Origin of the sequence: Mycobacterium sp. 3-98 (genome assembly GCF_035918355.1) — a bacterium.
Classification (GTDB): Bacteria; Actinomycetota; Actinomycetes; order Mycobacteriales; family Mycobacteriaceae; genus Mycobacterium; species Mycobacterium intracellulare.
This window is the reverse complement of sequence record NZ_CP142360.1, coordinates 4,160,283-4,173,004: the sequence shown is the minus strand read 5'-3', so window position 1 is coordinate 4,173,004 and position 12,722 is coordinate 4,160,283. Positions and strand designations below refer to the sequence as shown.

Below are 12,722 nucleotides of genomic sequence, written 5' to 3'. Positions count from 1 at the left end.
AGGGGTGAAGTGAAAAGCACCTGGCACTCGCTGGCCGCTGTGGTCGCGGTGCTGCTGGTGAGCGGGTGCACCCAAACCATCTCCGGCACAGGCACTCTGGCGCCGAACGCGGGTCGGGTGCCGGCCATCAAGCGGGCCTTGTTCGACGGTACCGCGCTGGCGAAGCTGCTCGACCAGCCGTTCCAGCCATACCCGCATTACTCGTTGTTCGGGGGCGGCGACAAATTGGGAACCGCGTGGGATAAGGCGAAGCCCGCCGAGTGCATCGGCGTCGTCCATTTGATGCAGCGGGGCCCGTATGGCTCGGCGCCGATACTAGAAACGGCCGCCGAAATGTGGGTGGGCAAAAGGGATTCGGTGAAGATCGACATTGTCCAGCAAGGCATCGTCGCGTTGCGGACGGCCGCTGACGCCGACGCGCTCTTCGCCAGGTTCGTCGCGCGGTGGCAGAAGTGCGACGGGACCACGCTGATAGCGCCGCCGACCGATATCTACGGTACGGATGCCATCTCCGACGTGCGCGTCCTGAATTCGGTTGTCGCGGCTACGGTTTCGATGGGGTCCGCCCCGTACTCGGTTTTGAACGCAACACCCGTGGCCCGGGCCCTCGGCGTCAAGGGGCCTTACGTTGTCGAGGTGAGGGTCGACTTCATTCCCATTTATGGTCCGGGAGATCAGGGCAACGGCAACATCAACACCACCGCCATCGACCTCGCCCACGCGCTCATGGACAAACTCGGCGCCCGCAGCTGACGCGGGCTCCCTTCCGGCTACATCGGCGCGTTGGCGGGCTGGAACATCCCGGAGCCGTCGGCCTCCTCCTCGGCCCGGATGACGTGCACCACCGCGTTGATCAGCGCCAGGTGGGTGAACGCCTGCGGGAAGTTGCCCAGCTGGCGGCCGGTGCGCGGCTCGATCTCCTCCGCATACAGGTGCAGCGGGCTGGCGTAGGACAGCAACCGCTCGCACAGGCGTTTGGCGCGGCGCACCTCCCCGATCTCGACCAGCGCCGACACCAGCCAGAACGAGCAAATCGTGAACGTGCCCTCCTCGCCGGACAGCCCGTCGTCGGTCTCCTCGACCCGGTAGCGCAGCACCAGGCCCTCCTGGGTGAGTTCGTCGGCGATCGCCAGGACGGTGTTGCGCACCCGCGGGTCGTCCGGCGGCAGGAACCGTGTCAGCACCACCAGCAGCAGCGAGGCGTCCAGCGCGTCGCTGCCGTAGCGCTGGGTGAAGACCCCGCGGGAATCCACGCCGTGCGCCAGGATGTCGGCCTTGATCTCCTCGGCGATGGCCCGCCACTGCTGGGCGTAGCTCTTCTCGCCCTGCCGTTCGGCCAGCTTCGCCCCGCGGTCGAGCGCCACCCAGCACATGACCTTCGACGACGTGAAGTGCTGCGGCTCCCCGCGCACCTCCCAGATTCCGCGGTCGGGCTCGCGCCAGTGCTTGATCGCCTCTTCCACCTGCTTCTTCAGCACCGGCCACAACGTCTCCGGGACCTGTTCGCGCGACTTGGCGTGCAGGTAGAAGGAGTCGAGGATGGAGCCCCAGATGTCGTGCTGGACCTGGTCGAAGGCGCCGTTGCCGATGCGCACCGGCCGGGCCTGGTCGTAGCCGGACAGGTGATGCAGTTCCTCCTCGACGAGGCTGCGCTCCCCGCCCACGCCGTACATCACCTGCAGCGGGTGCCGCTCGTTGTTGTTGGCCCCCGAGACGTCGGCGATGAACGCGAAGAAGTCGTCGGCCTCGCGGTCGAGCCCGAGCGTGTACAGGCCCCACAACGCGAACGTGGAGTCGCGCACCCAGGCGTAGCGGTAGTCCCAGTTGCGTTCGCCCTGCGGTGTTTCCGGCAGCGACGTGGTGCTGGCCGCCAGTAGCGCGCCGGTAGGCGAGTAGGTCAACCCCTTCAGCGTGAGCGCGCTGCGCTGCAGGTAGGCCCGCCACGGGTGGTCGGGGAAGTTACCGATGTTGATCCACTGCCGCCAGCACTCGGTGGTCTGCCACATCTTGTCGGCGGCCTCTTGGTAGGTCTGCGGCGCCGGGTGCTTGGTCCAGCTCAGGGCCACGAACACGTCGTCGCCCTCCTTCATCCGGGTGCGTGCGCGCGCTTCGCGGCCTTCCAGCCCGATCCGCAGGTTGGTGGTGAGTCGCAGCGTGGGGTGGGCGTCGGGCTGCCTGGTGGCGCGCGCGATGGCCTCGCCGTACGCGTTGGCGGAGTATTCCCAGGTGGCCCCGACGCGGTGGTAGTCGAACGCCGGCTCGCAGCTCATCATCAGTTCGACGGTGCCGCTGACGCAGCGCACGGTGCGCAGCAGGATGTGCTCGGCGTCCCAGTCCATCGGGGTGCGGCGATGCGTCCGCGACCGGCGGTCCAGGTCGTGCCAGGGCCCCATGACCAGCGCGTCACGCACGATCAGCCATCCGGTGTGCGTCTGCCAGGTGGTCTCCATGATGAGGCTGCCCGGCAGATACCGGCGGGCCGAGGGCACCGAGACGCCGTAGGGGCCCAGCCGGAAATGGCCGGCGCTGCGGTCCAGGATCGCCCCGAACACGCTCGGCGAGTCCGGCCGCGGCACACACAGCCATTCCACCGACCCGGCCGGCGAGATCAGGCAGGTGGTTTCCCAGTCCGACAGGAACGCGTAATCGGCGATCGGCGGAAACGGGTTACGCAGGGCCGCGCTGGGAGCGAGGGGCCCGGGAGTGCGCAGGTCGATGGACGACGACATCGACGTGGCGGACGCCGCTGGAAACGCTTCCTCGGGCATGTCTTCGTCCGGCTGGGCCGGTTGGTCGTCGGGCTGAACATGCAGAACCATCTGGACATCATCGACCGCACGGCGGCCCGGCGTCCAACGTTTCGCCGACGCGGCGTGGCGTACCCCTTCCCGGGCGCCGATGTTCACGCATTGGTTTTGTGTGGCGGCGCCACATAGGGTGAGCTCCGTGAACGCGTTCCTCAACTGGTGGGACGGCAACGAGCTGTGGCTTTCGGGGCTCCCTTTCGTGCTGCAGGCCATGGTGGTGATGCCGGTCGTGCTGGCGGTGGCCTACGTGACGGGGGCCCTGCTCGACGGCCTCCTCGGCAAGGGCATCGAGTTGATGCGCCGTGCCCGCCATGTCGGTGAGACCTCCGGGTGACGCGCATGCCTCGGTCACACGTGACGCTGGTTCTCCTCATCTTGGTGGCGCTGGTGATCGGCACGTGGCTGGTCACGCACCTGATGCACCGGTGAGGCGCCCGCCGCGGTGGCGTGCGCCGGCTGCGGTGGCGGCACCGTCAATTCCTGTTAGGCTTCCCGCCATGCGCGTGGCGATTGGCATCCCGGGGTGCTATGCCTTCGTGCACTGTTGTCGCTGACTCCCAAACCCGTGTGCGGTCTGGTTCTGGAGTTCTCGAATCCTCCTGAAGTTCTAGTTGCCTTTCCGCTGAGACGGGACCGAGATCCGATAAGTCCCCCACCGGAAGGCCTTCGATGGACATCAGGACCGCATTGCGTTGGCGGCCTGTACTTGCCCTGGTTTCGACAGCCGGCGTGGCCGCAAGTATCGCCGGCTGCCACGGGGGCGCTAGCGATGCCGTCGGCGGCGGCGGGCTGGCCGGCGCACGCACTTCCATCACGCTGGTCGCCTATTCGGTCCCAGAACCCGGGTGGAGCAAGATAATTCCGGCGTTCAATGCCTCCGAAGAAGGCAAGGGCGTGCAGGTGGTGACCTCGTATGGGGCCTCCGGTGACCAATCCCGCGGTGTCGTCGACGGCAAGCCGGCCGACGTCGTGAACTTCTCCGTCGAACCCGACATCGCGCGACTGGTCAAGGCCGGCAAGGTTTCCAAAGACTGGAACACCGACGCCACCAAGGGGATCCCGTTCGGCTCGGTGGTCACGCTGGTGGTGCGCAAGGGCAATCCGAAGCACATCAAGGACTGGGATGACCTACTGCGGCCCGGCATTGAGGTCATCACGCCCAGCCCGCTCAGTTCGGGGTCGGCCAAGTGGAATCTGCTGGCGCCGTACGCCGTCAAGAGCGAAGGCGGCGCCAACAGCGCCGCCGGCGTGGATTTCATCAAGAAGCTGGTGACCGAGCACGTCAAACTCCGTCCCGGATCGGGACGCGAAGCCACCGACGTCTTCATCCAGGGCAGCGGTGACGTGCTGATCAGCTACGAGAACGAGGCCATCGCGACCGAACGGGCGGGCAAGCCCGTCGACCACGTCAACCTGCCGCAGACCTTCAAGATCGACAATCCGGTCGCCGTCGTCAACACCAGCCCCCACCTGCAGGCCGCCGTCGCGTTCAAGAACTTCCAGTACACGGCCGCGGCCCAAAAGGTTTGGGCGCAGGCCGGTTTCCGGCCGGTCGACCCGTCGGTCGCCGCCGACTTCCGCGCCCAATATCCGGTGCCGACGAAGCTGTGGACCATCGCCGACCTCGGCGGCTGGAGCGCGGCGGATCCGCAGCTGTTCGACAAGAGCACCGGCAGCATCACCAAGATCTACACGCAGGCCACCGGATGACGGCCATCACGCCGGACCCGCTGGCAATCCGGCCCGAACTCAGCGGCGACCCCGGGCACGGGCCGCTGCCCGGGCGTGGCCGCGGGACCACCGCCCTGCGGGTCGGGGCGGCAACGGTGTGGCTTTCGGTGATCGTGTTGCTGCCGCTGGCGGCGATCGCCTGGCAGTCCGCCGGCGGCGGCTGGCACGCGTTCTGGCTCGCGGTCACCTCCAATGCCGCGCTGGAATCCTTCCGGGTGACCCTGACGATCTCGGCCGGGGTGACTGTGCTCAACCTGATTTTTGGTCTGGTGATCGCGTGGGTGCTGGTGCGCGACGACTTCGTCGGGAAGCGACTGGTCGACGCGATCATCGACCTGCCGTTCGCGCTGCCCACCATCGTCGCCAGCCTGGTCATGCTGGCGTTGTACGGCAACAACAGCCCGGTGGGTCTGCACCTGCAGCACACCGCGTGGGGTGTGACGGTGGCGTTGGCGTTCGTGACGCTGCCGTTCGTGGTCCGCGCGGTTCAGCCGGTGCTGCTGGAGTTGGATCGCGAAGTCGAGGAGGCGGCGGCGTCGCTGGGCGCCAGCGGCCCGAAGATCTTCACCTCGGTGGTGCTGCCGGCGCTGCTGCCCGCGCTGTTGTCCGGTGCGGGCCTGGCGTTCTCACGCGCGATCGGCGAGTTCGGGTCGGTGGTGCTGATCGGCGGCGCGGTGCCGGGCAAAACCGAAGTGTCATCGCAGTGGATACGGACCCTGATCGAAAACGACGACCGCACCGGCGCCGCCGCGATATCCATTGTGCTGTTGGCGATTTCGTTCGTGGTCCTGCTCATCTTGCGGATCGTGGGTGGGCACGCGGCCAAACGCGAGGAGCTGGCCGCATGACGTCGTCCGCCGGAGTCCGCTATTCCCTGCGATTCGTGGCGCTCGGATACATCTTCGTGTTGCTGGTCGTGCCGGTGTCGTTGATCCTGTGGAGGACGTTTCGGCCCGGGTTCGGCCAGTTCTACGCCTGGGTCAGCACTCCCGCGGCGATATCGGCGCTGAACCTGACCCTGCTGGTGGTGGCCATCGTGGTGCCGCTCAACGTAATCTTCGGCATCCCGACGGCATTGGTGCTCGCGCGCAACAGGTTTCGCGGCAAGGGCGTGCTGCAGGCGATCATCGACCTGCCGTTCGCGGTCTCACCCGTCATCGTGGGTGTGGCGTTGATCGTGTTGTGGGGCTCGGCCGGTGCGCTGGGATTCGTCGAAAACGACCTCGAGTTCAAAATCATCTTCGGCCTGCCGGGCATCGTGCTCGCCAGCATCTTCGTCACCCTGCCGTTCGTGGTGCGTGAGGTGGAGCCGGTGCTGCACGAGCTGGGAACCGACCAGGAGGAGGCGGCGGCGACGCTGGGTTCGGGCTGGTGGCAGACGTTTTGGCGGATCACGCTGCCGTCCATCCGGTGGGGCCTGACCTACGGCATCGTGTTGACAATCGCACGTACCCTGGGGGAATACGGTGCGGTGCTCATCGTGTCGTCGAACCTGCCGGGAAAGTCGCAAACACTGACATTGCTTGTTTCGGACCGATACAACCGCGGCGTCGAGTACGGCGCCTATGCGCTGTCGACCTTGCTGATGGGGGTTGCGGTGCTGGTGCTGATTTTCCAGGTGGTTCTCGACGCCCGCCGCGCCCGAGCGGCGAAGCAGGCCTGACGAGGAGGATGACGTGACAGACACCGGTACCGGCCGGGACGACCTCGCCATCATCGTGCGCGACGCCTACAAGCACTATGGCGACTTCGTCGCGCTGGACCACGTGGACTTCGTCGTGCCGACCGGGTCGCTGACGGCGTTGTTGGGTCCCAGCGGTTCGGGCAAATCGACGCTGCTGCGCACCATCGCCGGTCTCGACCAGCCCGACAGCGGAACCGTCACGATCTACGGTCGCGACGTGACCCGGGTGCCACCGCAGCGCCGCGGCATCGGGTTCGTCTTCCAGCACTACGCGGCATTCAAGCACCTGACCGTCCGCGACAACGTGGCCTACGGGCTCAAGGTTCGCAAGCGGCCCAAAGCCGAAATCAAAGCCAAGGTCGACAACCTGCTGGAAGTGGTGGGGCTCAGCGGTTTTCAGAGCCGCTATCCCAATCAGCTCTCCGGTGGTCAGCGACAGCGGATGGCGCTGGCTCGAGCGCTGGCGGTCGACCCGCAGGTGCTGCTGCTCGACGAGCCGTTCGGTGCGCTGGACGCCAAGGTGCGTGAGGATTTGCGGGCGTGGTTGCGCCGCCTGCACGACGAGGTGCACGTGACCACGGTGCTGGTCACCCACGATCAGGCGGAGGCATTGGATGTCGCCGACCGGATTGCGGTGCTCAATCACGGTCGCATCGAGCAGATCGGATCCCCGACCGACGTCTATGACGCCCCGGCGAACGCGTTCGTGATGTCGTTCCTCGGCGCGGTGTCCACCCTCAACGGCGCCCTGGTGCGTCCGCACGACATCCGGGTGGGTCGCAACCCCGAGATGGCGATCGCCGGCGGCGACGGCACCGCGGAGTCGATCGGGGTGGTGCGGGCCACCGTTGACCGGGTGGTGGCGCTGGGTTTCGAGGTGCGGGTCGAATTGACCAGCGCCGCCACCGGTGGCTTCTTCACGGCGCAGATCACACGCGGCGACGCCGAGGCCCTGGCATTACGCGACGGCGACACCGTCTACGTGCGTGCCACCCGGGTCCCACCGATCGCCCCGACTGCGGCGGAGCCCGGTCACAAAGCGGCCGAGGATGAGAACACGCTGACCTCAGCGTGATTCGTCACGAGGCGTGCAGACCGCACTCCGTCTTGGACAGCCCCTGCCAGCGCCCACTGCGCGGGTCGGCGCCCGCCAGCGGCCTGGCCGTGCACGGGGCGCAGCCGATCGACGAATAGCCGTCGTAGATAAGCGGATTGACCAGCACGCTGTGCTCGTCGATGTAGTTCTGCACGTCGTCGTCGGACCAGGTCGCCATCGGGTTGACCTTCACCAACTTGAAGCCCTCGTCGAAGCCGACCACCGGGGCGTTGGCGCGTGCGGCGGTTTCGCCCCGGCGCAGCCCGGTCACCCAGGCCGAATAGCCGCGCAGCGCCTTGCCCAGCGGGGCGACCTTGCGCAGCCGGCAGCATTCACCGGGATCACGCGCGAACAGGTCCTTGCCCAGCAGTTTGTCCTGCTCGGCGACGGTCTGCTCGGGCGTGACGTTGAGCACCCGGATGTCGTAAACGGACTCGATGGCGTCGCGTGTACCGATGGTCTCCACGAAGTGGTAGCCGGTGTCCAGGAACACCACCGGCACACCCGGGCGCACCTTGGCGGCCAGATCGATCAACACCGCCTCTTGCATGCTGGAGGCCACCACGTAGTTGCAGGTCGCCCATCCGCGCGGTCCGTTGACGCCGCCGAACGTCTCGTCGGTCCAACGCAATACGTCGCTGGCGCTGGCGCCCTCGAGCTCGGCCGCCCCCCGGGCGGCGAGTTCGCGCAGCTCGGCCTCGGAATGTCTGGTTGTTCGTTCGCTCATCGCAAATCGTCCTCGTCTGCCCTCATGGCCCACTGTGCGAAACGTTCACCCTCGCCGCGATATTTCAGGAAGTTGCGTGCGACCCGCTCGATGTAGTCGCCGAGCTCGTCGCTGGTGACCTTGTGCTGACGCAGTTTTCGGCCGAAGCCGCTGTCTTGACCCAGGCTGCCGCCCAGGTGTACCTGGAAAGCCTCGACCGAGCCACCGTTTCCGTCGTCGACCATCTGGCCTTTCAACCCGATGTCGGCGACCTGAATGCGTGCGCACGAATTGGGGCAGCCGTTGAGGTTGACGGTGATCGGAACATCGAGCTGCAGGTTGATGTCCGCGAGCCGACTTTCCAGCTCGGGCACCAAAGACTGCGCCTTGACTCGTGTTTCGGCGAATGACAGCTTACAGAATTCAATTCCCGTGCAGGCCATCACATTCCGGCGCCAGTGTGACGGTTGGGACTGCAGGCCGAGCGCCTCCAAACCGGCGATCAGCTCCTCGAGCTTGTCGTCGGGGACGTCGAGGATCACCAGCTTTTGGTAGGGGGTCAAACGGATCCGGTTCGAGCCGGCCGCCTCGGCGAGGTCGGCCACCGCGGACAGGGTGGTGCCCGAGACCCGTCCCGCGATCGAGGCGACACCCACGGCGTTGAGCCCGTTCTTGAGCCGTTGCACACCGACGTGGTCGATCGGACGCGGGACCGGCTCCGGTGCCGGTCCGTCGATCAGCGGACGCTTGAGGTACTCGGTTTCGAGGACTTCACGGAACTTCTCGACGCCCCAGTCCTTGACCAGGAACTTCAGCCGCGCCTTGGAGCGCAGCCGCCGGTACCCGTAGTCGCGGAAGATCGAGGTGACCGCGTGCCAAACCTCGGGCACTTCCTCGAGCGGCACCCAGGCACCCAGCCGTTGGGCCAGCATCGGGTTGGTCGACAGGCCGCCGCCCACCCACAGGTCCAGCCCGGGGCCGTGCTCGGGGTGGTTGACGCCGATGAACGCGATGTCATTGACCTCGTGCACCACGTCCTGCAGGCCCGAGATGGCGGTCTTGTACTTGCGCGGCAGGTCGGCGAAGTCGGGCTGGCCGATGTAGCGGCGGGCGATCTCGTCGATCGCCCAGGTCGGGTCGAGCACCTCGTCGAGCGACTCCCCGGCCAGCGGTGATCCCAGGATCACGCGGGGGCAGTCGCCGCACGCCTCGGCGGTCTGCAATCCGACGTCGGCCAGCCGCCGCCAGATTTCGGGGACGTTCTCGATCTCGATCCAGTGGTACTGGATGTTTTCCCGGTCGGTGATGTCGGCGGTGTCGCGTCCGAACTCGGTGGAGATCTGGCCGACGGTGCGCAATGCGGCCGTCGACAAGGCACCGCCGTCGCAGCGCACCCGCATCATGAAGTACCTGGCCTCGAGCAGCTCGGCGTTGTCGTCGCCGGTGAAGGTGCCGTCATAGCCCTGCTCACGCTGGGTGTACAGGCCCCACCAGCGGAAGCGCCCACGCAGGTCGCTCTTGTCGATGCTGTCGAAGCCGTTCTTGGCGTAGATGGTCTCGATGCGCTCGCGCACGTCCAGTGGGGCGCCGGCCTGCTTCATCTCTTCGTTCGGGTTCAGCGGCTCACGATTCCCCAGTGCCCATTGGCCCTCGTTACGGGCCTTCGCGGGTCGGGCGGTGGTCATCGGAAGTTCTCCTTCAAAAAGATCGCCAGCGCGGCCAGCACAGTTCACCGGCACTTATGGGCGGCACGAAACCGTCGGCCTGCTGGAGACACAGTGGGCTGGGTCTACCAAGTCAAGGCAGACAGATACAGCTGCAAACGCGCTTGAGATCGATGTGCCGTCGCGCCACGAGCACAATGTGCGGGCTGGGCTGGGCGACAGTCACGCCCCCATTGTGCCATGGATGCCGGGGGGCCGTGCGAGCAGGTCAAATCTGGGCTCACGATGATTAAAAGTGCCGCTGACGGGCCACCGCGGCATCAAGTCCGGGGGATCCACCGCGCGGCAACGCCGAGCGTGCACCCAGCGCGAAAATCCGGCTGGAATGTCGCAGCCGGCGCATGCTCGGCGCACGGGCAGCCCCCGGCAGCCGGGATCGACGGCGCCGGCGCCGGGCGTCTGCGTGGGATCATTTGGCATGGCCATTCGCGAGGAGCTGGTCGACCTGCCCGACGTGCGGGTGACCGCCGGGCAGCCGTTTGGCATCTACGTGCATGTCCCGTTCTGCGTAACGCGTTGCGGCTATTGCGATTTCAACACCTATACCCCAGCGGAGCTGGGGGGCGTCAATCCAGACGCCTGGTTGGGTGCGCTGCGGGCCGAATTGGAACTGGCGGCCGCGCGACTGCAAGCGCCGCCGGTGAGCACCGTGTTTGTCGGTGGTGGGACGCCCTCGTTGCTCGGCGGTGCGCGCCTGGTGACGCTGCTGGACATGGTGCGCGAGCACTTTCCGCTGGCAGCGGATGCCGAGATCACCACCGAGGCCAACCCCGAGTCGGCGTGGCCGGACCTCTTCGACGCCATCCGCGCGGCCGGCTACACCCGGGTGTCCCTGGGGATGCAATCGGTGGCGCCCCGGGTGCTGGGTGTCCTCGACCGCATTCACACGCCGAACCGATCGGCCGATGCGGCCCGCGAGGCGCTGGCCGCGGGCTTCGAACACGTCAGCCTCGATCTGATCTATGGAACCCCGGGGGAGTCCGACGACGACCTGCTGCGATCGGTCGACACCGCGATCGAGACCGGCGTCGATCACGTCTCGGCCTATGCGCTGGTGGTCGAGGAAGGCACCGCCCTGGCCCGGCGGGTGCGTCGCGGCGAACTGGCCGCTCCTGACGACGACGTGCTGGCCCACCGCTACGAATTGGTCGACGCGCGCCTGAGCGAGGCGGGCATGTCGTGGTACGAGGTGTCCAACTGGTCGCGGCCAGGGGGTGAATGCCGGCACAACCTGGGCTACTGGGACGGCGGCCAGTGGTGGGGCGCGGGACCGGGCGCGCACGGATACGTCGGCACCACGCGCTGGTGGAATGTCAAGCATCCCAACGCATATGCCGAGAGGCTGGGCGCGGCCGCGCTGCCGGTCGCGGGATTCGAGCGGCTCGACGCCGACACGTTGCACACCGAAGACGTGCTGTTGAAAGTCCGCCTGCGCCAAGGCCTTCCGGTTGGCCTGTTGAATTCCGAAGAGCGTGAACGCGCCGCGGGCGTCGTCGCCGACGGGTTGCTGGTGACAACCGGTGACAGGCTCGTCCTGACGGATCGGGGACGGCTGCTGGCCGACGCCGTGGTGCGGACGCTATTGGGGTAGCGGCCCGGTCAGACCCCGAACCATTGCTCGAAGACCCGGGCGATCTCGATGTAGAGCGGGATTCCGACGGTGACGTTGTAGGAGAACGTCAGACCCAGCGAGGCGGCCAGCGGCAACGTCGGGCTCGCCTCGGGGATGGCGAGCCGCTGCACCGCCGGGACGGCGATGTAGGACGCCGCGCCGCACAGGACCGCGAACAGCACATAGGTGCCCGTCTTGAAGTCGGTGTGGGTCAGCGAGGCGTAGCTGCAGGCGACGAAGATGCCCAGCGTCGCAAAGACATTCGGCGCCACGAGACCGAAGACGATGAATCCGGGGCCCGCCGTGCGCAGGTCTTTCAGCTTGCGCGACGCCGTCATGCCCATTTCGAGCAGGAACAGGCACAGCACGCCCTGGAACGCCAGCACGAAGAACTTGTCGTCGTCGGCGACGACCTTCTGGCCCTGCAGCCCGCTGACGAGACCGATGATGATGCCGCCCATCAGCAGGACCAGCCCCGGATTGAGGAACACCTCCTGAAACAGCTCGCGGGAGAGGATCGGCATCCGCTTGGCCTTGGCGTCGTCCGGGCTCTGCTCGGGCTCCCAGTCCTCCAGCTCGTGCTCCAGGCTTGCTTCCTGCCTCTCGAGGCTCCCGCCCTGCGGGGGCCGCGCGGCGCTGCCGGGGCCGACCCCGACCTTGACGGGCGGGGTGTAGCCGGGCTCGTCGGGCATGTATCCGCCGGCGTCCATGCCCCGGTGGCGCAGTCGGGCCACGAAGTACAGCGCGACCAGGCAGCCCGGGATCTCCATCACGGCCAGCATCACCGGCATGTAAGCGTTGAAGGCGATGTTCACGGCGGCCAGCACGGCCACACAGGTGGCAAAGGTCCCGGCCGAGTCCGACCCGTAATAGCCCGCGATCGTCGCGCGGTCCACCTTCCGCAGCGTTTTCAGTCGGCTCAGGCCCACGTAGGCCAAACCGCCGATGGCACAGTTCAACACGAAGCCCAGGACCATGAATCCGACGATGGCGCCGACGCTCGAGGCGCTGATCTTCGCGAGCTCTTCGCCGCCGTGCCAGCCGATGGCCAGCAGCAGATACATGGTCAACCCCTGATAGATGACATAGGGGAATTCGAAGCGCACCTTCAGGATGGGGATCAGAAAGCCGAAGTAGAAAAACAGCAAGAGCGGCTTGAAGAGGTTGTGGGTGAAGTTGTGCCAAAACTCTTGCAGCATCGATGCCTCCGTTGAGTAGACCCGCGATCAGGGGGAAGCACCGTCCGCAAACGCGGAGCAACCACGAAACATCCCGACGACCGTCAGAAATTTATCCCCGTGGCGGTCGACCTGCCACTCGAAAGCACGGCGGGAAGGACGGGCCTTCCAGACCCGCCTAGCG

Annotated in this window: 12 protein-coding genes; 7 read left to right on the top strand and 5 right to left on the bottom strand. The window is 66.8% G+C overall.

The features are described from left to right. Nucleotides 1–9 precede the first annotated feature (9 nt). On the top strand, nucleotides 10–753 hold the full coding sequence (locus QGN30_RS19655; protein WP_014384191.1) for a sensor domain-containing protein: 744 nt from the start codon (nucleotides 10–12) through the stop codon (nucleotides 751–753). Nucleotides 754–770: 17 nt separating this feature from the next. Here the strand turns inward: QGN30_RS19655 and QGN30_RS19650 are convergent, their stop codons facing one another. Next, on the bottom strand, nucleotides 771–2,729 hold the full coding sequence (locus QGN30_RS19650) for a glycoside hydrolase family 15 protein (RefSeq protein WP_172417567.1): 1,959 nt from the start codon (nucleotides 2,727–2,729) through the stop codon (nucleotides 771–773). Nucleotides 2,730–2,946: 217 nt separating this feature from the next. On the opposite strand from QGN30_RS19650, the gene QGN30_RS19645 reads away from it, so the two are divergent. From QGN30_RS19645 to QGN30_RS19625, 5 genes are all read left to right on the top strand, one after another. Then, nucleotides 2,947–3,141: a hypothetical protein gene (locus tag QGN30_RS19645; RefSeq protein WP_009952319.1), complete on the top strand. Its 195-nt coding sequence runs from the start codon at nucleotides 2,947–2,949 to the stop codon at nucleotides 3,139–3,141. 335 nt (nucleotides 3,142–3,476) lie between these two features. Further along, on the top strand, nucleotides 3,477–4,517 hold the full coding sequence (locus tag QGN30_RS19640) for a sulfate ABC transporter substrate-binding protein (RefSeq protein WP_051473031.1): 1,041 nt from the start codon (nucleotides 3,477–3,479) through the stop codon (nucleotides 4,515–4,517). Further along, a complete protein-coding gene (gene cysT / locus QGN30_RS19635) occupies nucleotides 4,514–5,386 on the top strand; it encodes a sulfate ABC transporter permease subunit CysT (protein ID WP_009952316.1) in 873 nt (290 codons plus the stop codon). The genes QGN30_RS19640 and cysT overlap by 4 nt, the downstream gene beginning before the upstream one ends. After that, complete coding sequence (cysW, locus tag QGN30_RS19630) at nucleotides 5,383–6,201, top strand: sulfate ABC transporter permease subunit CysW (protein ID WP_248923582.1); 819 nt, start codon at nucleotides 5,383–5,385, stop codon at nucleotides 6,199–6,201. The genes cysT and cysW overlap by 4 nt, the downstream gene beginning before the upstream one ends. 13 nt (nucleotides 6,202–6,214) lie before the next feature. Continuing rightward, nucleotides 6,215–7,297, top strand: a complete 1,083-nt coding sequence (locus QGN30_RS19625; RefSeq protein ID WP_009952315.1) for a sulfate/molybdate ABC transporter ATP-binding protein — start codon at nucleotides 6,215–6,217, stop codon at nucleotides 7,295–7,297. A 4-nt stretch (nucleotides 7,298–7,301) separates the two neighbouring features. Here the strand turns inward: QGN30_RS19625 and QGN30_RS19620 are convergent, their stop codons facing one another. The 3 genes from QGN30_RS19620 to QGN30_RS25795 form a co-directional block, all read right to left on the bottom strand. Further along, the gene (locus tag QGN30_RS19620; protein ID WP_009952314.1) at nucleotides 7,302–8,045 is read right to left on the bottom strand and encodes a phosphoadenylyl-sulfate reductase; all 744 of its coding nucleotides are present in this window, start codon (nucleotides 8,043–8,045) and stop codon (nucleotides 7,302–7,304) included. Further along, nucleotides 8,042–9,709 (bottom strand): nitrite/sulfite reductase, encoded by a 1,668-nt coding sequence (locus tag QGN30_RS19615; RefSeq protein WP_008255305.1) that lies wholly within the window; start codon nucleotides 9,707–9,709, stop codon nucleotides 8,042–8,044. Before QGN30_RS19615 ends, QGN30_RS19620 begins: the two co-directional genes overlap by 4 nt. Before the next feature lie 112 nt (nucleotides 9,710–9,821). After that, nucleotides 9,822–9,878: an Ms4527A family Cys-rich leader peptide gene (locus QGN30_RS25795; protein WP_350494663.1), complete on the bottom strand. Its 57-nt coding sequence runs from the start codon at nucleotides 9,876–9,878 to the stop codon at nucleotides 9,822–9,824. Nucleotides 9,879–10,166: 288 nt separating this feature from the next. Between QGN30_RS25795 and hemW the strand changes: the two genes are divergently transcribed. Continuing rightward, entirely contained in the window at nucleotides 10,167–11,339 is a 1,173-nt protein-coding gene (gene hemW, locus QGN30_RS19610; RefSeq protein WP_009956572.1) for a radical SAM family heme chaperone HemW, read from the top strand. Nucleotides 11,340–11,347: 8 nt separating this feature from the next. Here the strand turns inward: hemW and QGN30_RS19605 are convergent, their stop codons facing one another. Next, nucleotides 11,348–12,559: a sodium-dependent bicarbonate transport family permease gene (locus QGN30_RS19605; protein ID WP_009956571.1), complete on the bottom strand. Its 1,212-nt coding sequence runs from the start codon at nucleotides 12,557–12,559 to the stop codon at nucleotides 11,348–11,350. Between the last annotated feature and the right edge of the window lie 163 nt (nucleotides 12,560–12,722).